The sequence below is a fragment of the Rhodococcus sp. WY5 genome, from assembly GCF_018588185.1.
Taxonomy (GTDB): domain Bacteria; phylum Actinomycetota; class Actinomycetes; order Mycobacteriales; family Mycobacteriaceae; genus Rhodococcus_F; species Rhodococcus_F qingshengii.
The window spans coordinates 59,040-80,125 of sequence record NZ_JAAMPR010000002.1; the positions used below are offsets into that span (position 1 = coordinate 59,040).

Annotated in this window: 19 protein-coding genes; 6 read left to right on the forward strand and 13 right to left on the reverse strand. The window is 61.8% G+C overall.

All coding sequences use genetic code 11. From position 1 onward, the window contains the following. Positions 1-546: 546 nt before the first annotated feature. The gene (locus G4D79_RS29320; protein WP_250888045.1) at positions 547-876 is read left to right on the forward strand and encodes a hypothetical protein; all 330 of its coding nucleotides are present in this window, start codon (positions 547-549) and stop codon (positions 874-876) included. Positions 877-3,104: 2,228 nt separating this feature from the next. Here G4D79_RS29320 and G4D79_RS35305 read toward each other — a convergent pair. After that, entirely contained in the window at positions 3,105-3,377 is a 273-nt protein-coding gene (locus G4D79_RS35305; protein ID WP_151097154.1) for a cyclic-phosphate processing receiver domain-containing protein, read from the reverse strand. An 842-nt stretch (positions 3,378-4,219) separates the two neighbouring features. Here G4D79_RS35305 and G4D79_RS29325 point away from each other — a divergent pair. After that, on the forward strand, positions 4,220-4,468 hold the full coding sequence (locus G4D79_RS29325; RefSeq protein WP_214514689.1) for a hypothetical protein: 249 nt from the start codon (positions 4,220-4,222) through the stop codon (positions 4,466-4,468). Between the two features lie 364 nt (positions 4,469-4,832). Here G4D79_RS29325 and G4D79_RS29330 read toward each other — a convergent pair whose 3' ends face one another. The 12 genes from G4D79_RS29330 to G4D79_RS29380 form a co-directional block, all read right to left on the reverse strand. Continuing rightward, positions 4,833-5,660, reverse strand: a complete 828-nt coding sequence (locus G4D79_RS29330; protein WP_214514690.1) for an NUDIX hydrolase — start codon at positions 5,658-5,660, stop codon at positions 4,833-4,835. Then, positions 5,657-6,805 (reverse strand): acyl-CoA dehydrogenase family protein, encoded by a 1,149-nt coding sequence (locus G4D79_RS29335; RefSeq protein ID WP_214514806.1) that lies wholly within the window; start codon positions 6,803-6,805, stop codon positions 5,657-5,659. Before G4D79_RS29335 ends, G4D79_RS29330 begins: the two co-directional genes overlap by 4 nt. Positions 6,806-7,025: 220 nt before the next feature. Beyond that, positions 7,026-7,505, reverse strand: coding sequence for a zinc-binding dehydrogenase (locus G4D79_RS34730; RefSeq protein WP_308252618.1), 480 nt, complete (start codon positions 7,503-7,505; stop codon positions 7,026-7,028). Continuing rightward, a complete protein-coding gene (locus tag G4D79_RS34735; protein ID WP_250888047.1) occupies positions 7,453-8,064 on the reverse strand; it encodes an alcohol dehydrogenase catalytic domain-containing protein in 612 nt (203 codons plus the stop codon). Before G4D79_RS34735 ends, G4D79_RS34730 begins: the two co-directional genes overlap by 53 nt. A 61-nt stretch (positions 8,065-8,125) precedes the next feature. Beyond that, entirely contained in the window at positions 8,126-9,328 is a 1,203-nt protein-coding gene (locus G4D79_RS29345) for an NAD(P)/FAD-dependent oxidoreductase (protein ID WP_214514691.1), read from the reverse strand. Positions 9,329-9,398: 70 nt separating this feature from the next. After that, entirely contained in the window at positions 9,399-10,964 is a 1,566-nt protein-coding gene (locus G4D79_RS29350) for a class I adenylate-forming enzyme family protein (protein WP_214514692.1), read from the reverse strand. 47 nt (positions 10,965-11,011) lie between these two features. Beyond that, positions 11,012-11,287: a hypothetical protein gene (locus G4D79_RS29355; protein ID WP_214514693.1), complete on the reverse strand. Its 276-nt coding sequence runs from the start codon at positions 11,285-11,287 to the stop codon at positions 11,012-11,014. Beyond that, entirely contained in the window at positions 11,274-11,552 is a 279-nt protein-coding gene (locus tag G4D79_RS29360; protein WP_214514694.1) for a hypothetical protein, read from the reverse strand. The genes G4D79_RS29355 and G4D79_RS29360 overlap by 14 nt, the downstream gene beginning before the upstream one ends. Positions 11,553-11,780: 228 nt before the next feature. Further along, a complete protein-coding gene (locus tag G4D79_RS29365) occupies positions 11,781-12,869 on the reverse strand; it encodes a CaiB/BaiF CoA-transferase family protein (RefSeq protein WP_214514695.1) in 1,089 nt (362 codons plus the stop codon). Positions 12,870-12,965: 96 nt separating this feature from the next. Further along, the gene (locus G4D79_RS29370; protein ID WP_054780838.1) at positions 12,966-14,048 is read right to left on the reverse strand and encodes a phosphotransferase family protein; all 1,083 of its coding nucleotides are present in this window, start codon (positions 14,046-14,048) and stop codon (positions 12,966-12,968) included. Beyond that, positions 14,045-15,307 carry an acyl-CoA dehydrogenase family protein gene (locus G4D79_RS29375; protein ID WP_214514696.1) on the reverse strand — a complete coding sequence of 421 codons (1,263 nt, stop codon included), beginning with the start codon at positions 15,305-15,307 and terminating at the stop codon, positions 14,045-14,047. Before G4D79_RS29375 ends, G4D79_RS29370 begins: the two co-directional genes overlap by 4 nt. A gap of 554 nt (positions 15,308-15,861) precedes the next feature. Further along, entirely contained in the window at positions 15,862-16,908 is a 1,047-nt protein-coding gene (locus tag G4D79_RS29380; protein WP_250888048.1) for a phosphotransferase family protein, read from the reverse strand. 118 nt (positions 16,909-17,026) lie between these two features. Between G4D79_RS29380 and G4D79_RS29385 the strand changes: the two genes are divergently transcribed. The 4 genes from G4D79_RS29385 (at position 17,027) to G4D79_RS29400 (ending at position 21,068) form a co-directional block, all read left to right on the forward strand. After that, the gene (locus G4D79_RS29385; protein WP_151097173.1) at positions 17,027-17,719 is read left to right on the forward strand and encodes a TetR/AcrR family transcriptional regulator; all 693 of its coding nucleotides are present in this window, start codon (positions 17,027-17,029) and stop codon (positions 17,717-17,719) included. A 309-nt stretch (positions 17,720-18,028) separates the two neighbouring features. Next, positions 18,029-19,039 carry an NADPH:quinone oxidoreductase family protein gene (locus G4D79_RS29390; RefSeq protein ID WP_214514697.1) on the forward strand — a complete coding sequence of 337 codons (1,011 nt, stop codon included), beginning with the start codon at positions 18,029-18,031 and terminating at the stop codon, positions 19,037-19,039. Positions 19,040-19,324: 285 nt separating this feature from the next. Then, entirely contained in the window at positions 19,325-20,068 is a 744-nt protein-coding gene (locus G4D79_RS29395; RefSeq protein ID WP_054780835.1) for an SDR family NAD(P)-dependent oxidoreductase, read from the forward strand. Next, positions 20,046-21,068 carry an NADPH:quinone oxidoreductase family protein gene (locus G4D79_RS29400; protein WP_214514698.1) on the forward strand — a complete coding sequence of 341 codons (1,023 nt, stop codon included), beginning with the start codon at positions 20,046-20,048 and terminating at the stop codon, positions 21,066-21,068. Before G4D79_RS29395 ends, G4D79_RS29400 begins: the two co-directional genes overlap by 23 nt. Positions 21,069-21,086 lie beyond the last annotated feature (18 nt).

Genomic DNA, 21,086 nt, shown 5'->3' on the forward strand with positions numbered 1-21,086 from the left:
CAGACCGACGCCCAATGGTCGGCCCTGGAACCGCCACTGCCGCCACCGAGCAACATAGCAGGCCGCGATATACGGTCCGAAAAGCATTGTCGCCGTGATCTTCGACGCCATTTCCTATCTTGTGCGGGGCGGGATAATACCGACGTGCCATAGACCGTGATCGGTGGCGGGAACTCCGCCGGCAGCTATCACCACACGACCGTCTGCGGGATCCGCCGGGGCGTGTTCGGGCCTGATCGTCCGGTTTCGTCGATCAGCGACGACATTGCATCATGCACACCCGGATACCCCGTCGACAATCTCGCCGACATCAGCGGACGGAAAAACTTACTTAGCGAAGAGTTAGCGCTCGATACGCATGAGTGCTAAATTCTGATGAGGCCTACCTCACAAGCTAAAGGCCCTGGGCCGAGTCGCGACAATCAGCCACTCGAGCGGCCACGAGCACACCGCGCGCATTCTTCGCTCGAACAGACCCAAGACACCTCAGACCGGGAATGCCGATATATCCCGTCGACATGACTTCAAACCACCCGAAGGAGGAACATGACCACAACCGTCCCCCGCAGCCTCCATACCGACAACCCCAAGTGCACCTCCCTCAACGGCAACGAAACAAAAAAGCAACACCTCTCGCGACTACCCGCCGCGTCGATCGCCTTAGGGACACTGTCCATCGCGACATTCTGGATAGTCGGACTCGGCTTCGTACTAGGAATAATTGCGGCGATCTGCGGCGCTCTCGCCACGTCACGGCCCACGGTTGCCGACGACGAAGCAGCATCACTGCGGGCCCTACTCGGCATCATTGCCGGCGCCGCAGGAATCACCATCTCCACCGGCGCCGCCCTACTCCCCATGCTGGCACAACTGTGAACCACACACATGGCTTCTCCCACTCCCCTGACCTCCGACTACCGGCCCCACCGTCATGGTCACCACCTGCGCCCTGCCCGCCGAAGCATCCTCGGCGCCGATGGTGTCCTGACCGAAACCCCACCGCGGCAGGGAATTCCCGTCACCGCAACCACTGGTGTCGGAAACCCGGCAACCCTCGATGTCATTGTCACCGGCGCTCCCGTGATCGACCCTCTCGAGACAGGAGCCCTCGGATCACTGACTCGATCTTCGTGTTCAGTAGCTGATCGCATTCCCAACACGATCCGCGGGTGTGGCGAAATGTACGGGCGCTCTACAGTTCCCCGTTCAAACAGTTCGTCTCGAGGTTGCGATGTCGAGAATCTCCGAGTGTCGGTCACATCACGCACGCATAAATGCGCGCAGCCATGCGTGCACTCTCCGGAAGGCAACAATCATCGACTCCGAGAACAACGCAGCACCCGCACCCACGACGGAGCGCCGTCACTACGCCGACCACCGTTACCGCTGCCGGGCCCCACAAACGCGGCAACCGATCCGGCAACGCCGATCCCGGATCGCGCACTATCCGAGCAGACGTGCCGGAGATGAAGCAATGCGATTTCGCCGACGCCGGCCGCCTTGCTCGAGCCGCGCCGGCAGGCTGCCCGCACTGCTCGCAGGCGTGAAAAACCCCAAGATTTCACCACCATCGCGGGAAAGTGGCAGCAAGAGAAGGGCACCGTGATCAAGTCGGCGCTCTGTGCTCACTGGTGCATCCGTTCAAACGCCGACGCCGGTGAGCGTCCTCTGACTGAGGCGACTTGCTCTGGAATCGGGCATGTCCGTCAAGGTAGTCCGTTACAGTTTCCTGTTGTATTACCGCACCCCCGAGGTGGTGATGCGTACGGACCGCTGTAGTTAACACTCACCTGCGCTACAACGGGCCACCTAATATGGACTCCGCAAAACATTGAGGCAAAACAAGATTGACCTATTGACATGATCTCGAGACTGTACAGCGGGCCACTGACCGGTGTACCGGAGCCTTTGCATCGCCCAAGGCGCTGGATAAGTTGCGGACCATATCTACCGCGGCCACGCCACATCCGCATCGCTTTGCGTGAGTTCGCGACGGCCGGCCATCACGCACAACGAACCCCGACATGAGCTGTGGGATCCATTTCGAACGACAGATGATTTCATGGCAGTGACAAAACTACAGAAAATTACTGCGCGGTAAATCTGAGATCCCGGGTTTCGCGGCAGGGTGCAATCCAGATCACCGGGTTAGGATCAACGTCAGTCTTCGTCAAGCCATGGCAACTGACTGTCTTGACCCGTTACAGCAGTACAGCGTTCACGCCCGAAGGTAGGACAGCAATGCCCCTTACGAAGAAATACTCACAGACATACAACGACGCGCTGATCGCCTTGGCTACCGTCACCCAACGCCCGGCCAACGTCTAATGTTGCCGGCGACTACGCCATCCGCGTCGACCTCGAATACAACCGCTACCTGCTGGCCACTAACACCACCCGAGGGCTCTCCGACGAACCCGACACCAGCGGCTCCTGGAGGGTTCGCATCTTTCACACCGATATCGCGAAAGTACAGGACGCACTGCTCGGCGAGGCTGCAGCCTCATGGCTCATCGACGCCTTCGATACCGCCTTCGCCCATCTCGACACCGTCGGCAACAATATTGTCGCCGACGCCGACTTCGGCGCCATAGGATTCACCGGCACACCCACATCAGCAGATGTCAAAGACCGAATCACATAGGTCCGCCTGCTGTTTCGCTCTCGGAGAAACCACTGCCCCCCCCGGATTCCAACCGTCATCGCAACGAAGATCCAGATACCAGACACCAACTTCGCATCCAAACCTTGATCCCGAAAGGCTTTCCGTGGTGCGAGTTCTACATACGGGCGTGGGGGCCATCTGACTTGTGTGAAGAAATCCGGCGAGATCGACAATGCTGCTCGTCTCCATGCACTCACCGACGAAGGCGAGAAGCAGCGAATAACCCGCTCGTCTCTTGTAGATCAGATCAAGATGGCCATACGCACATGTACGCCGGGCACCGACTTTTCGATCTGACCGCAATGGAATAGTCTTCAGTGACAGCCACATTCACTCACAACATCAGATCATTGCCCGACATTTCCACTTCTGTCGGAATGACACACAACGCCGGCCCAACTATCGCGCATAGTCCACGGGAACCACTTCTCAACGGTAGTTAACACGTTCCTGGCTTACATCGGTCGATCATTTTGTGGAGCCATGTGGCGGCTACGGGGTTGGCGCTATGCACCCGAATCTCCTGTGGCCACATACCGTTCTCGCACATCCATCGAATGATCGGTCGAGCGGTGTCGTTACCGGCCAGGTCGTGAGCAAGAGAAAGTCGTCGCACCATGCCGAAACAGAGTGCATCGATAGCGCCTACGCTCGTTCTCGCCCACGCCCATCCATCCGGTGGGGGTTGCACGTCGTCGACCCAAAGGTTCATGCTGCAGTCCTATTGTCTCGTCAACTCGCTTTGTCAGTCGGCAATCCCGGAGGGAACGCTCCGACGCAAGTGATATCAGCCCCGACACTCGAGAGCAGTTCGTCCGCCTCACCTTAGGACATTCAGCCTCAATGCAGGCAATTGCAAGTCGAGACTCACCCTTCGTCGAGACTCAGAACCACGATCACCACCGCACTCTAAGTTGGAGTTGCTCTCCTCGAGTCGGGCGCACCCCCGGCGCGGCGGTCTTAGGAGCCCGGTCGCATCGCTGGCACATCAACAACGCCACGAACAATAAGTAAACCCGGGCTGATCGACGGGAGATCTCCCGTGAACCGAACACGCAGGAATTCTTGTGTGAGCCGACATCGTTCATGCTGTGTCGATGCACGATTCGTTAATGGCGCAAGATATTCCGGCGCAGAATACCCACAACGAGGTTTTTTGGGCCGTACGGTTGGAAAACCACCTGAAGTGGAGTGAGAATGTCGGAAGAGAATGCAGTAGAGACTCTTTCGCGCTGGACTGACTCGGGAGCGATGTGGCGAGTTCTCCACCGGGCCCCGACGTCGATCACCGTGTCGATGTGCCGCTATGACGGCGGCGAAGAAATGGAACGTCTGACCTCTACCGACCCGAAACTTCTCACCTGGATCGGCGACAGGCAGGAGAGCAACCACTGGTGCGCCCACAGCCGGACTGCAGCGGGTACGAGGCGGCGGCTGTCACGGGCATCCTGGCCAGGCCATCCCGGAAACCGATCACCACCCGTAAGTGTCAGTCGCACAACATGAAGCACTCGAAAGGCGTCGACGCAGCATACGCTCGGTGAAGGGATTTGCATGGCCGATAGCACCGTCAACGAAATCGCCATCAGCGGCACCACATTGAACAGCAAACTCCACACCGCGGACGAGGCGACAACTCTGTGTGGGTTGGGCCCGGCACCCACACCGCCGCGATCGGATCCGGTAATCGAATGCAATGCCGACGAGAGAATCTGTGAATACATCCATCCCGAGGGCACCTGGACGGTTAACCGAAAGCTGGTGTTTCAAGGCCCCTCGCAGTGTGAACCCCCTCAGCAGTGAGGTTCTCGCTTCACACGATCACCCGCACCGTGCCCTCGGACCACCGCCGTCAACTCCACGCAGATACGAAGCCGTACACGTCGTCACCGATATGACGGCCGCATCCGAAACGGATCACGGTCGTGTGTAACGTTCCCTGTCAACAACGGATAACTAGAATATTGCTGACAAATGGTACAGAAGAGATGAAGGATCAGCGATCAAACTCGCCATGAACGGCAGGAAACACAAAACCAGAGGTTGACCCGCGCTCACCAGTAGTGATCCTCATGCCTGTCGAAAAGAACATGTGCGCATCGATATGGTCAGCGCGAATCACACACGCATACCGAGAACCTTTCCGCCGCGGCTTTGTTGATAGCCTTCATGTCTGCCAAGGCAACCTACCTCCAGCATTGATGTACAGCTCTGAATCGGGAAAAAGCAGCGGGCCAGATCCGATGTCCTGTACTACCTCAGGCATAACCGTGTCGACGATCCGGTCAGACCGCATGAGCGCGGATACAGATTCGAAAGGGCACAGGGACTGCAGCTGACTCCAGGTCGGCGGTAGCAACATCGAGGTGCCGTTGCGCCATGATCGAATTGCGTCGGAAGGTGACATCCATTCCGCAGCATCGGCTTCTGACGTAGCGTCGTCTGCGATCTGCCCATCCGGTAGAGCTGCAACGAAGAATCGAGTGTTGTACCGACGCGGTTCTACAGACGGAGTGATCCAGTTCGACCAAGGTTTGAGCAACCCACTGAGAACGATGAGGTTGTCGCGCCGAAGGTAGTCCGAGAACGAAAGCTCGTGTCGTTCGAGCAGCTCTCGACTTGCCGTGTGCGACGGTGTATTCACAGCAGCGTCCGCGCTAAGCCCGGCGAAGAGGACACCGCATTCCTCGAATGTTTCGCGAACCGCAGCGAGGACCAGCATCCTGGAAGTTGCGGGGTCTGTCCCCCACTGTTCTCCCCACCATTCGATGCTCGGACCACTCCAGCCGATGTCAGGAGAGCTGTCGGCACTGTCCGCCCGACCACCCGGAAACACCGTCATTCCGCCGGCAAAGGCCATACCCTTCACGCGGTGTTGCAAAAACACCTCAATGCCGTTCAATCCGTCGCGCACAAGGATGACCGAGGCCGCATCGGTGATAGGTGCAGCAATTCCGTCAGAAGATTTCAGGTCAGTCTTGATCTCATTAGTCATCCGAGCCCATCTGCCTTTCCGATGATTTTTTTCATGATCTCCGTCGTACCGGCGAAGATGCGAGTCACTCGAGCATCTGCATAGAAACGTGAAATTGGGTATTCCTCCATGTATCCGTACCCCCCGAACAGTTGCAGACACGAATCGACAACGCGGCCTTGAAGTTCCGTACACCACCATTTCGCCATTGCTGCCTGCTCGGATGACAGTCGACCATCAATCAGGTCGACCGTGCAACGGTCGACGAAAACCTGAGCGATTTCAATTTCCGTTCGCATTTCAGCGACGGCGAAGGCAGAGTTCTGAAATGATCCGAGCTTCTGGCCGAAAGCCGAACGCTGCGTGAGGTATTCGATTGTCATGTCGAGCGCTGCCCGTGCGGCCGACACACCGTGGATAGCCGTGTTCAGTCGTTCCTGTCCGAGATGGTGAGCCATCAGGGCGAAGCCTTCACCTGCAGATCCGACGAGATTGGCCGCCGGAACGCGGACATCGGAAAAGAACAATTCGGCTGTGTCCTGGGAGTGCATACCCAGTTTCTTGAGGTTCCTGCCGCGTTCGAATCCCGTCATCCCACGCTCGATCATCAACAATGAAAGACCTGCGTGTCGCTCTGGTCCGGTGCGTACTGCTGTGAGCACCAGATCTGCATTAATTCCATTGGTAATAAATATCTTTGAACCGTTGACAATGTAGTCGTCACCGTCACGAACTGCGCGGGTGGCGATACCCGAGAGGTCAGATCCAGCGCCCGGTTCGGTCATCCCCACCGCGAGGATCGCCTCGCCGCTTGCCACACCCGGTAACCACCGATCCTTCTGGTCCTTTGTCGCGTGATCGAGTAGGTACGGAAGGACGACATCGTTGTGGACGGTAATTCCCTGACCGATCCCGGTAAGTCCGAGCCGCGAGCATTCCTCGTTCAGGACGACGCTGAAGCGATAGTCAGTCTGCCCCATTCCTGCATGTTCCTCAGTGATACCGGGGCCCAGAAACCCGGCTGCTCCCGCCTTGCGAAATATTTCTGCGGGAATGGATTGATCACGTTCCCACTCCGCGTCGTACGGAACTACCTCCCGCGTGAGGAACGACCTGAAGCTTCGACGAAGATCGTCGTGTTCGGTGTCGAACAACGTCCGCGGGATGGCCGTGCGAGACTGGTTGGGCATCGTAGATGTCATTGAATGGGATGCTTTCTAGATCTTGGTGGTCGACGAATGAGAATTGCTGGTTACTCGAAAGGCCCGTCGTGTCAAACAATTCGGTGTCCCAGATCCACATCTGATGGGCTCAAACGGATCTGCCGATTTCATCCAGCGAAATTACGAATCCGGCAGGACTGCGACCGCGACGCGGTGCTGGGGGTCAGGGGCGGAGGATTAACCTAATGGGGTTGTCAATCTTCTCGTCGAGGCGACGGATCCCGTCCGTCGCTTCCTCGAGCGGCAGAACCCCGCTGATCGATCCCGAGAGATCGAGGCGACCCCACGAGACGAGATCGATTAGCTCGGGGATGTCAGCGTAGTCCTGGCCGAAGTGGCCGCGGATGGTGTGCTTGAAGACGCTGAAGTCCACACTGTTCTGGATCGTGATCGGCCGGCCACTCAGGCCCACCAGGACGGTCCGACCACCGTGCGCGAGGCTGCCTAGCGCCTGCTCCTGGGCTGCGGGCACGCCTGCAAAGTCGAGGGCGAGGTCGAGCATCCGTCCGTGGGTCACGTTCTTCAGCTTGGCCGCGAAGTCTGTAGCGGTGGGGTCCAACGCCGCGTCAGCACCGAGCGCCAGCGCCCGATCACGGGCAGCGAGCAACGGGTCGACCGCGATAATGGGGGCAGCACCGACCACGCGCAGCAGCTGGATGGCATGCGCACCAAGCCCCCCCCACGCCCCACACTCCGACCGACTCCCCCGCTCGTACGTGACCCGTGGTCCGGATCGCGCTCCACGGGGTTGAGACAGCGTCAGGGATGATCGCTGCCTCCTCGAAGCAGAGATCGTCGGGGATCGTGACCAGTGTCGAGGCGGGTGTCACCACGTATTCCGCCCAGCCGCCGTCGTAATCCACACCGAGCGTACGAGATCCGTCGGGCCGCCAGACCAGTGGCTGCAGCACTACCCGATCGCCAACGGTCCAGCCCGTCACTCCCTCGCCGATCCGCGCTACTACACCGGCGACCTCGTGTCCCAGCGTCACCTCGCCTGTGAGGATGTGGCGAGGCGTGATCAGGCCTTGTGCGATGTGGACGTCCGAGAGGCAGACGCCGGCGGCGTGTACTCGAACAAGAACCTCGCCATGGCCAGCTTCCGGGACGGGAACAGTTCGCAGCGCCAGTGTCTTGCTCTCGACATCGAACCGCATCGCGCGCATTGAGTCACCGATTTCGGATCCTGTCGTATCTGCCATTGCTCGACTTTCCCACGCCGAAGCAGCCCATCGCGCGACCCGTTCCGTGGGGCGGAACCGGTCAGATCGAGGTCGAGCGCGGCATGAGCAGAGAGGGGCTCTCAAGCTGTCGGGCGAGTAGCAGGAATTCGCGCGTCGACGCTCGACTGGAGGCAGCGGCGCGATAATGGATGAGCTCACGTTCGAGTCGCCCCGGCTCGGCTCCGTTGAAAATCAGCATTTTGGTCTCGGAGGAGACTGGCGAGGTGATCTCGGTGAAGACTCGCCGCCGATCGGCGGCATAACGGTCGAGAATGGCCTCGTCCGTTTCACCGCGGGCCAGTGCGCCGAGCACCTCGGTGGCGGCCAGGACGTCGAAGAATGAGCCGACGAGCCCGAACCCGCTTGTGGGGGCGGTGATGTGCGCCGCGCCGCCAACCAAAAGAACGCGGCCTACTCGGAAGGTATCAACGACCCGCTGGTGCATCCGATGAGCTGCCCACGTTTCGACGCGGGGATCGGCGCCCTCAGGCAGAACATTTGCAAAGATTGCCTGCATGCGTATGCCGATAGAGGTTTCCAGCAGTTTTTCGTTCTCTGCGTACAGGTAGCTCCATAGGCCTGTGCGGTCGATCTGAGCGATCAGAGCACCCCGATCCGGATCGATATGGGTCGCAGCTTGTGCGACACCCATCGTCGAGAAGTCGAATCGCAGGTTGACTGTTACGAACCGCTCAGGCCAGGTCATACCAGGGAAGGCAAGGCCTAGACTGCGGCGGACGAGACTATGCGTCCCGTCCACTCCGACAACCCATCCCGCACGAAACGTGAACTCGCCGACGCTGCTTGTGGCGACAACGGTGCAGCCGTCCCGGTCCTGGTCGAGGCTCTCGACGCGTGTGTCCCACTCAATCGTCACTGCTGGCGACAACGCCAGGCGCGCCAGCAGGATGTCGACGAACTGGCCCTGCTCCATGTTGAGGGTGAAGGCGTGCTCGACGTCGTCGGACAGTGCAGACAGATCGAAGACGATTCTCTCACCGGTTCGGAGGATGTTTAGAGACACTGCGTTCTGGACCACTCCGACGGCCATCATCTCGTCGAGGATCCCGAGACTGTCGAGCCCAGCCATCATCGACCAGTTGAAGACCAGCGCACGGGTCACGCGTTGCCGTGCGGGTGCAGGCTCCAGAACTGTCACCTCTACGCCGGCCTGGGCCAGTCCGAGCGCTTGCAGCAGTCCCAGTGGACCGCCACCTACGATAAGCACACTATTCGTCGGCATCGAACCAGCGTCGCACAACCTCAGTTGGCGCGCCTCACCCGACTGGTCACGCGGCCGAACACAATCTTGCTCAGCTCTCTTCCGCTATGCCGAGCTCGGCCATCGCCCACGGTCGTAGCTCACGCTTCAGTAGCTTGGCGTTTGCGCTGCGCGGCAGCGGTTCCCGGCGGATGAGAATGCTGCGTGGACGCTTGTACGACGCGAGCTGCTCGCGGCACGCCTCGGCGACGGACTGCCCATCGAAGTCAGCGTCTGCGGTGACCACGACGGCCACCGCCGTTTCGCCGAACGTATCGTGCGGGACGCCGATAACTGCGACTTCCTGCACCCCGGGAAGGCGTTGCACGAGATCCTCGATCTCTTTGGGATATACGTTGAGCCCACCGGAGATGATCAGGTCCTTTGTCCGGCCGACGATCGTGATGTAGCCGTCTTCGTCCAAGTCAGCCAGGTCGCCGGTGTGCAGCCAGCCGTTTCGGAACGCCGCCTCGGTCTGTGCCGGCCGATTGAAGTAACCGCGCATCGTGGCAAGCGAGCGAATCAGCAGTTCGCCGCGACCAGAGGTCCGGATGACTCCTTCGCTGTCCTGCACGGAGACGTCGGTATGCGGCAGCGGCCGACCGGCGGAGCCGTCATGGTTCACGACCTCCTCGGCCGACAGGACCGTAGCGATCGTCGGGAACTCCGAGAGACCATATCCCTGGCATACTGCAACTCCCGGCATGCCGGAGACGCAACGCTCGATGACCGACCGGGGCACGGGTTCAGAGCCCGTCACGATCCACTCGAGCGTGCTGTTGGTGAGCCGTTCCAGCAGGTCGGGCCGAGTGATGAAGGCGCGCAGCAGGCTGGGAACCAGCATGATATGCGTGATCCGGTCGCGCTCGATGAGCTCGGTCAGTTGATCCGTCGTCGTACCGCCCGTTCGGCGGATCTCCGAGTATCCACCGACCCATATCAGCGCCATCACCAGGTTGTGCAGCCCCGCGGCCCAGGAGAATGAGGGGATCACGGCGTAGCGAACGTCGCGTGTCAGACCCAGTCCGGCGATCTGCCCAGTGGCATTCCACAGCACGCCATCGTGTGTGTGCTCCGCGGCTTTGGGCAGCCCAGTGGTGCCCGAGCTGTAGTAGAGGATGAAGGTGTCGTCGAGCGCGGGACCGTCGAGCACGGTGTTCGGACAAGCATTCGTCAGCATCGTTTCGTAGTCGAAAGCGGCGACCCCCTGCATTGCCGTGGCGTCGCCGACAGTGACGACGAACTCGAACGACTGGGTGAGTTTGGTCGCGGAGGCCGTTGCGATCTCGTCCATGACCAGAACAGTCGAACCACTATCTTCGCACACATGTGCGATCTCAGGAGCGGTCAGTAGGACGTTGATCGGTACGCAGACCGCCCCCATCGCGGCCAGACCAAAGAAGACCTCAAGCCATTCCAACCTGTTGCCCATCATAACGGCGACCCGGTCCCCCGGGCGGACGCCGTGGTCGACCAATCCGCGGGCTACCTGCTGCGCCCGGTCACGCAGCTCGGCAAAGGTCACGCTACGTCCTTCGAATCCGAAGGCGGGCTCATTCCCGTAGTGGGCGCGTGCGGATCGGTCGAGGATCCCGAAGACGTTTCTTTCCAGCTTCACGGCTGTACCTTTCGTCGGACGGGTGGGCGGGTTCGGATGAACAGCAGTCATCGACCGAGAATGTTCGGTCCATGGGCGAAGAGAGCGGATATCGATGGTGCGATGAGCTCGTTCTCGGGGTCCACGCGGTGACCTGTTCTATGCAGCCGGACATTGAAGGCGGCAATCGAGCCGTAACGGAAACACGCATACGCGCGGTACCAGTCGAAGTCGACGAGTTTTCGGTTCGATGCTGCCGCGTACCAGGACCGTATGTCGGCACGATCGATCCGCACGTGCAGCGACGCGGCCCGTACGTCGTCCCGGGCTTCAACGTCGGTCATCATCGACAGCCACGCGGCAGCGACATCGACGGGTCCGATGCCGGCTCTCCCAGTCGACAATCGCACGGACGTGGCCGTCGGTGGCGCGCTGGACGTACGGCCCGGTGTCATCGTCGATCGGAGACACACCGGCGGCCCGGTCGTACATGTGCAGCGGTCCGCCGGTCAGAAATTCTTGGACGATCGCGTCGGTGCCGAACCATACGGGATCGTCCGTCGACCACACGAGGTTCGCGATCGAGGACAGCACTGTCTTCGAGGGCAACGAGCAGCGGAATCTGCCGAAGGACGTCGGTGTTTCCTCTGCGGATGATGCCGGGTGGTGCGAACCGAACCGCGAGTCGCTGCTTGTAGAGACTGCTGTGGACTGTGAATCCGGAGCTGAGCCCAGCGTGGCCGGGCATGGGTTTGATGTCACTGATCGTCGCGTCAGAAGCTATGACCTGCCCGGCCCGCTGCGTCAGTTTCGAAGGAAGGCCGTCTACGAACGTGCTCATGAGGTCCAGTGCTTGACGGCCGTGTCGAGGGCGGTCATCGTGGAGGGCGTGCCCTCGGCGATGCGGCCTGGGGTGCGGGAGAAGCGTGGTGCCGACGCAGCCACTATGTCGTTGCCTGCTCCGACGAGGGCGCCACGCGCAGCGACATGCGGATGCGACGGTGCCTCACTGAATGTCAGCACCGGGGTCACGCACGCATCGGTGCGGTCGAAGATCTTGACCCAATGGTCACGATCGTGCTGTAGGAAGGCCGCACCGACTGCTCCGCAGAGATCCGGCCACGTCGCGCGGTCGTCCCGAGCGGGGAGAGATGCCTCCTTCAGCCCCAGGCCTGACAGGACCAACGTCCAGAACTGCGGTTCGACCGCCCCGACCGCCATGAAACGGCCATCGCTGCACTCGTACGTCCGGTAGAACGGCGCAGCACCGTCGAGTATGTTCTGGCTACGACCGTCCTCCCATGCACCGATCGCTCGGAGCTCGTGGATCGGCTGCGCTAATGCACTGACGCCGTCGATCATGGCTGCGTCGACGACCTGACCGAGTCTCGACGAGTGACGCTCGTGGAGCGCCGCGAGGATTCCAGTGACGAGGAACATCGAGCCTCCGCCGTAGTCGCCTACGAAGTTGAGCGGAGGGAGTGGCGTCTCGGTGGGCCCGATCGCATCCAGGACACCGGTCAGCGAGATGTAGTTGATGTCGTGCCCGGCAGTGTTCGCCAGCGGGCCGGACTGTCCCCATCCTGTCATCCGGGCGTACACGAGTTGTGGGTTACTCGTGGTGAACTCGTCCGGTCCGAGTCCGAGACGTTCGGCTACCCCGGGGCGGAAACCCTCGATCAACACATCGGCCACCGTTACTAGCTCATACACGCGCTCGACGTCCTCACTCCTCTTCAAATCCGCGAGGACCGTGGTACGTCCACGCAAGACGTGCGATGTTGTTGTGTAGTCCATCTCGGGGGTTGTGGGCCGAACCACGCGGACGACGTCCGCACCGAGGTCTGACAGCATCATGGCTGCGTGTGGTCCCGGGCCGATCCCGGCCAGCTCGACGACTCTGAGCCCGCTCAGTGGTCCGCTCATCTATTCGGCCTTCCGTAGTTGGTGGTGATGGTGGATGCTCGGCGTCAGCGGGCAGCCGACGAGGTCCCGTCCGATGGTGCCCGGTCTGTCGGCGATTTAGAGCTGCCGTTTCACGAACGTTCTACTCCGCCGCGGTATTTGAAGTCGTGGTGACCGTTCGATGTCGTCGCGGGCAGTTTGCAGAAGGCTCGCGACCATGTCGCCTAGGCCCCGGAACCCCTCGCCGCGGGTGTGTCCCGTCTGGTGACGCACATGGATCTGCTCGAGGATGATCGCGAGTTTGAACTGAGAGAAAACGAGATACCAGTCGAGGTTGTCGACCTGCAGCCCTCGCCGCGTCACGTAACGCTCGATCACCTCGTCGCGAGACGGAAAGCCCTCGAACGCAGTGAGGCCATCGGTAATCGGGTTGAAGAGCCGCCCTGCCTCATCCCAGAACATGAGCAGCATGCCGAGGTCGGCCAACGGGTCGCCAAGTGTTGCCATCTCCCAGTCGAGCACGGCAGCGATCTTGGACGGGTCGTCGAGGTCCACGATCACGTTGTCGATACGGTAGTCGCCGTGGACGACCGAGGCTGTGCTCATCTGCGGCATGCCGGCGCGCAGCGCTGCGACAACGTCGTCGACGTAAGCAAGCTCCCGGTTCTTGATCACCCCGTACTGGTGGACCCACCTGTCGACCTGTCGCTGTAGGTAACCGTCCGGGCGGCCGAGGCCTCCGAGACCTGCTGCTTCGAAGTCTGCGTCATGGAGGTCTGCCAGCGTGTCAATCAGTGCATCGCCCAGTGCCGCACGGGTTCGGGAGGCGAGCGGTTCAACCATGTCGGTAGTGCGGAGAACCTTTCCGGCGACCTCGTCCATCATGTAAAACGGCACGCCGAGGACCGATTCGTCCTGGCACAGCGTGACCATCTTGGGTACCGGAACTGCGGTATTCCCGAGGCCGGCCATGACACGGTGCTCCCGAGCGACGTCGTGCGCGCCTGCAAGGATGTCGCCGAGTGGTGGGCGACGCAGCACCCACCGGCTGACACCGTCAGACACGAAGTACGTCAAATTCGACCGACCACCGCTGATCAAACGCGCCGTCAGAGCTCCCTCCAGCGGGACGGACTCCCGCTGGAGATACGTCGTGAGTGCGATCAGGTCGAGACCGTCAGGCGAGCTGCCAGTGGTCACGCCGTAGCTCCTGCAGAAATCGACAGGTCGAACAAAGACGGACGCTGGAGCTCGTTCCTCGCAATCGAGCGGATGTGCACCTCGTCGGGTCCGTCGAAGATCCGCATCGCACGGTGCCAGCCCCACATCGCCGCCAGTGGTACATCGTCGGATACGCCGGCACCACCATGCACCTGGATGGCGCGGTCGATGACCTGGGTCGCGACCCTCGGCACGACGACCTTCGCCAAGGCCACGTGATTGGCTGCCGCCTTGTTGCCGTGCAGATCGATAATCCGGGAGGTCTGCTGGCACATCAGACGGGCCTGGTCGATCGCGAGCCGGGACTCGGCAATGTCGCTTTGCACCAGGCCTTGCTCGGCCAGGGGTTTGCCGAACGCCATGCGGGACTTCGACCGGGTCACCATCATCGACAAAGCACGCTCTGCCGCACCGAGCGCCCGCATACAGTGATGGATGCGGCCCGGGCCGAGACGCGCCTGCGCCATCGCGAAACCACCACCCTCCTGACCCAGCAGGTGAGACGCCGGAACCCGAACGTCCTTGAAGAGAACCTCGCAGTGACCGTGTTGGTCGTGCCTGCCGAAGACCGGGACATCACGGACGATCGTCACGCCGGGTGCGCCGGTCGGGACGAGGACCATTGACTGCTGCACGTGGCCGGCAGCGGTCGGATCCGTCTTCCCGATCACGACGAGGACTGCGCAGCGCGGGTCGGCCGCACCGCTCGTCCACCACTTTCTGCCGTTAATGACGTAATCCCCACCGTCGCGCTCGATGAGGGTCTCGATATTGGTGGCGTCACTACTCGCGACAGCAGGCTCAGTCATTGCGAAGCCGGACCTGATAGTCCCGTCCAGGAGCGGCGCGAGCCATGTCTTCTTCTGCTCGTCCGTACCGAACAGGTGCAAGAGTTCCATGTTTCCGGTGTCGGGCGCCTGACCGTTCATCGCCTCGGGTGCGAGCTCCAGGCTCCAGCCCGTAATCTCCGCGAGCATTGCGTAGTCCAGCTGCGAGATGCCCGACGTCGCCGGAAGAAAGAGGTTCCACAAACCACGGCGTCGGGCCTCGATCTTGAGCGTCTTCACCACCGGAGGAAGCGTGTGATCTTCGACGCCCATGGCGCAGCGATGGGCGTGATAGTCGACCTCGGCCGGGAACACGTGCTCCTGCATGAACTCGATGAGCAGATCTCGCAGTTCAAGCGCGTGGGAAGAGGGGCGGAGGTCGAGGTGGTCGACGTCGAATGGCTGGGTCATGACTCTCGGCTCTGTAGGGGATCGAAATCGGTGAGCAGCATGCGACCGAAGAGATCAGGCAGGTCGGACGACACGGGTCGTTAACGAGGGCCTCCTGCGCAGCTATCCCCACCGCTCGGGTCCTCGTTCACGGTGATCATCGCGCGGCCAGTGAGGATGATCAGGCCATAGCGTCGAACACCATTGCGGTGTAAACCGGATCACGCCGCCGAGACGGGTGTCACGAGAGATCTCTTCATCTACTTGTCATTTAGGGACACTAAGTGCGCGACGGTCGACCGCCAAGCGGGTGTTCCGAGGCTCAGAACATGCTGCTTCCGCCGTCTATGGCGTCCGAAGATCCGGTAGGTAATCGTCGGCTCTCGTAGAATTAGTCGGGGGCCGACGGACGCACGATCAACGCGAGTCAGATCAGCGCAGGGGACGCCCGCCTACGTGCCTACCACGGTCATGTTGGACCGCATCGAGATCGACCTGGCCTGCGCTGCCGAAGTCGACTATCGACTGCCTTCCACACCAATGCCCTGCTCCAGCGCCACTTTGAATCGACGTCATCAATCCGAGATCCGCTGAATCGCCCTCTCGAAGAGCCTCAGCGTTATCTCGTGGAGGCGGAGTCCCGTCTCGACAGAGGCCTGGCCGGCGAAGGAACGCGCGTAAGTCCCTTCTAGGACAATCCCGAGTTTGAAGCATGCGAGCACGACGTACCAGTCAATGGCGGAGACGTCCCGCGAAGAACGGTCGGCATAGCACTGCACGATCTCCTGCTCTGTCGGCAACCCACCCCCGCTCGCATAGGCCGAACCAAGGAGGTCGTCGACGTCGTCCGGACCCGCCCACAGCGACAGCATCCAGCCGAGATCGAGCAGTGGGTCTCCGATCGTCGTCATCTCCCAGTCCACGATGGCTGCGATCTCCGGCTCGTCGTGACGGAACATCACGTTGGAGATGTGGAAATCGCCGTGCATGATGCCGGGAGTCCAGGTGCGTGGTCGGTGCCGGTCCAACCATTCAGCGACACGGGTGACATCGCCAATGTCAGCACCTGGATAGCCCGCGAGCTGAGAGTAGGAGTCGAGCTCACCGAGCCACCGCGGCACCTGTCGCTCGAGGAATCTGTCGGGCCGCGCGTACTCCGAAAGCCCCACGGCGTCGTAGTCGACCCCGCCGAGCGTCGCAAGCGCCTCGACCATGCTCAGCCCCATCCGGTGACGCATCTCGGGCACTGCGGCATGATGCTGAGGCAGGCTTACTAGAGCGTTGTAGCCGTCGATCGGCTCCATCAGGTAGAAGACCGCACCGCCGAGAACCGACTCGTCTTCGCAACTCGCGATGAGTCGCGCGTGCGGGACGTCGGTCTGCGCGAGACCGCCGAGTAGGGCGATCTCGCGGCCCATGATCCTGTTACTGCCCGGGCGCAGGTGCCGAGGGCCACGCCGCAGGATGTAACGTCGTCCGTCCTGCATGAAGGACACCATGATGTTCTGTGTGCCCCCGGCTAAGGGCTCGACTTGTTCGAGCGAACCTCCGCCCAGACCTACCCTTTCCATCCAGTCGGCCACCGCTGCCGCGTCGATGTGGGCATCCCTGGAGATTGTCATTATGAGTCCTCGTATCCGTCGCGGGCGACTCCCGGCATATTAATTCAAGTGAATCATATATGAAATCGATTGATCCATAAACTGACGCAGGGATGGAACTTGCGGGTACGCTGCGATCATGACTGCGAGTACGACACATCGCGAACCGACCCGCGACGCGCACTCAGCGATCATCACCGCCGCCGAGCGACTGTTCGCCGACCAAGGCATCGAGGGAGTCTCCCTGCGCGAGATCATGCGTGCGGCAGGCCAGCGCAATACCACCTCGTTGCAGTATCACTTCGGTGACCGCGACGGACTGCTTCGCGCCTTGGTCGAGAAACACATTCAATCCATCTCAGTGCGCAGGGATGCGATTCTCGACCTACTCGCATCACACAAGGAGACCTCACTTCGTGACGCCTGCTCCGCACTCGTCCAGCCACTCGTAGCCAAGCTCAACGATCCGGACGGCGGCCGAGAGTTCCTGCAAATCGCCGCCCAACTGGTCAACCGGGACAACCGGGTGATCGACCCGGAGGAGCCGGCAGGCGCCATCATCTATGACCACAGTGGCAGCCAGGACCGTTGGAACCACCTCGTCGAACACCTCATGCCACCCGGGACCACTGGGAGTCCACTGCACCGCCGGTTTGCGGCAATCCGCTTTGTACACATTGAGATTGGACGCCGCGCCCGCAGCTCCCCGGACGGGGACCATGCCTTGTTCTCAAGCCAACTCGTCGACTTGTCCGCGGCGTTGCTCCGCGCGGAGATCTCCGAGGAGACGCAGCGACTGCTCGACGAACGACCCCGACGGAAGTCGAACTGACCGCCCAGTTCCTTGCCCGTCTCAAGCACGCCGCTGGATATGGCCCATCCAGCGGAACAGGGGCTGTAGTGAACGATCGATATCGACTTAAGTCACCCGCATGAGCCTGTCGATCCTCCTGTCTTCACGACATAACTGTCGCGCCTTCCTGCCGGAACAGGTCGCCGAAGAGACCGTCTCGGACTTACAGCTGCCCCGCGGCTACTCTCACGTTCGGGCCGACAGTTGCCGACAGGCGGGATTCGACCTCTACTCTGCACTGGGGATACACGAAGTGGTCCACCAAATGAACACCTCGGTCGCGTTGCGATGAGAGCCTGGCACGTCGAGGCCTTCGGCGCCCCGGCCGAGGTCATGCGTCTTGTACAAGTCCCGGACCTCCAGCCCGGTGCGGGCCAGGTCGCAGTACGGGTCGCGGCCTGCGCCCTGGGATTCCCCGACGTCTTAATGTGCCGCGCAGGGTACCAGCACAGGCCGACCCTTCCCTTCTCTCCCGGCGCTGACTTCTACGGGGAGATCGTCTCGGTCGGTCCCGGCGTCGACCTCGCTGCACGCGACCTCTCGGTCGGCTCGAAGGTCATCGCCATCGGCGCCGGACTTCACGGAGGGCTAGCCGACATTGCACTGGTCAATCTCGATCTCCTCTTCCCCGCACCGGCCTGCCTGGACGCCGCCGAGTCGGCTGCCCTCTTCGGCGCGTATCTCACGGGCTGGCTCGCCCTCACCCACAGTGCGCGCATCCAGGCCGGCGAGGTGCTGCTGGTCCATGCTGCCGCCGGCGGAGTGGGCAGTGCCGCCGTCCAGCTCGGCCTCGCGGCCGGCGCGACCGTCATTGGTGTCACGCGTGGCGAGCGGAAGGCCGAGGTGGTGCGGGACCTCGGTGCCTCGCTGGTGATCGACAGGGAGCAGGTCTCGGTCATCGAGGCAGTCAAGGACGCCACTAAAGGTCGGGGCGCCGACATCGTCTACGACCCGGTGGGTGGGTCGTCCTGGTTCGAGTCGACAAAGTGCGTGGCTTTCGAGGGCCGACTCCTCGTCATCGGGTTCGCCGGCGGGGAGATCCTGTCCCAGCCGCTCAACCACCCGCTCGTCAAGAACTACTCGATCATCGGGATCAACTCGGGCCTTTACACCGTGAAACGGCCCGATGTGGTCGCGCGCGCCATGGCCGAGCTCTCGAACCTCGCTGCCGGTAGGGCGATCCGGCCGCTGATCGGTGAGCGGGTCCCGCTCATCGATGCTCCCCGAGCCTTACAGGACCTGGACGACGGGGTCACGGTCGGCCGCTCTGTTGTCATGTTGGACGGGTCCGTCGGCTGACCAGCCCGCCCTCACCGTTCACTACAAACCCATCAGCTCCCCGAATAGGAACACCCGGCCCTCATCAAGGCGCACAAAGATACTGTTCAACACCCCAACCTCGTGCAGCCGACCAAGCAACCCACATGAATTGCTCTCGCGACACCCTCGGAGAGCAGCGATTCGAGAACTATCAGCAAGAGATATGGCACCCACGAGGACTGCTCCGTAGCGATTCGCGTCTTCGTCTGCAAGTGACCACCCGCCGCGGATACAACCCACAATTGACCTACATCAGGAGTAACCATGGAAGAGTTCAAGGACCAAGTCGTCGTCGTGACGGGCGGCAGCCGCGGCATGGGGAAGGAGATCGTGCTGGCCTTCGCCGAGCGCGGCGCCCATGTCGTGATCGCGAGCCGCAAGATCGAAGCGTGCGAGATGCTCGCCGAGGAAGTCCGCTTGAGGTTTGGGGTCCGCGCACTCCCCGTTGCCTGCAACGTCAGCGACTGGGATCAGTGCGGCGAGCTCGTCGATGCGGCTTATGCCGAGTTCGGCCAGGTCCATGTCCTGGTCAACAATGCGGGCCTCTCCCCGCACTACCCGAGCCTGGTCGACGTCACCGAGCCCCTGTTCGACAAGACCATCGCAGTCAACCTCCGTGGACCGTTCAGACTGGCCGCACTGGTCGGCCATAAGATGGTGGAATCCGGCGGCGGGTCGATCGTCAATATCGGCTCCGTCGAGGCTATCCGTCCATCCCACATGGCTTTGCCGTACGCCGCTGCGAAAGCAGGGCTGCACGTCCTTACCGAAGGCTTCGCCCAGGCATACGCGCCGACCGTACGCGTCAATACGATCCAACCCGGACCTTTCCTGACCGACATCGCGGACAACTGGGCGGAGGGCGCCCGAGAGGAGCTCGAAGCGGTCGTAGCACTCGGCCGGTGCGCTGAGCCCGCCGAAGTCGTCGGTGCAGTGCTGTTCTTTAGTGGGTCGGCGTCGTCGTACTCTACAGGGGCACTGCTCCGTGTCGACGGTGGATGGCGCTGAGATGGCGACCGAGGGGCGTAGTTGGCGCGCACACGAGTTCGGCGATCCACAGGACGTCCTGAAGTTGGAGAACGTCACGTGGGAACCGCCGACACCTGACCGGTTGCTCGTTCGTGTCGCCGCGTGCGGTGTGGGCCTGCCGGACCTGCTGATGGTGCAGGGCCGCTATCCGCTCACGCGGACGCCGCCGATCCAACCGGGCCAGGAGGTTGTTGGCGTTGTCGTCGAGGCCGGCGCGGACGCCCACTTCCGGGTCGGTGACCGGGTCATGGGCCTGACCCCCTTCCCCGAGGGGCACGGTGGATTCGGCGACCATGCCTACGTTCGTGCGTCCAAGGCACTGCTCGCGCCGTCGACGCTGTCCGACGCCGAGGCTGCGGGATTCATGATCGGGTTCCGCACCGCCCACGCCGCGCTCATCAGTCGACTGACGGTGCACGCCGGGCAGACCGTCGCCGTGCTGGGTGCCAGTGGCAGCTCGGGGCTCGCCGCCATCGCCCTCGCCAAAGCCGTGGGTGCTCGGGTGATCGCGGTGGGCAGCAGCGTGGAGAAGTTGACCTACTGTGCCGAGGCCGGTGCTGACGACTGCATCAATCACCGCACGTCGGACGTCGGTGACGAGCTCCTCGCGCTGACGGGCGGTATTGGTGTGGACATTCTGTTCGACCCGGTCGGCGGGGCCGTCGCTGTTCAGGCCATCAAGGGAGTCCGAAGCCGGGGCTCCGTGGCTGTGATCGGCTTCGCTAGCGGCAGTTGGATCGACGCCGCCATGGACGACGTCGTGCTGCGCAATCTCGCGCTGGTCGGTGTCTTCGCCGGCGGCTTCTCCGTCGAAGAGGACGCAGAAATGAATCGGACGCTACTAGAGATGGCCGAGCAGGGACGCATCCGCCCCGCCCTCGGGAGCTCGTACGCGTTCGCCGAGGTGCCAGATGTGCTTCATCGTCTTGAACAGGGCATACCGCCCGGAAAGATCACGGTGCACGTCGACGGCTCTTGACGAGTACTTCAGACGTTT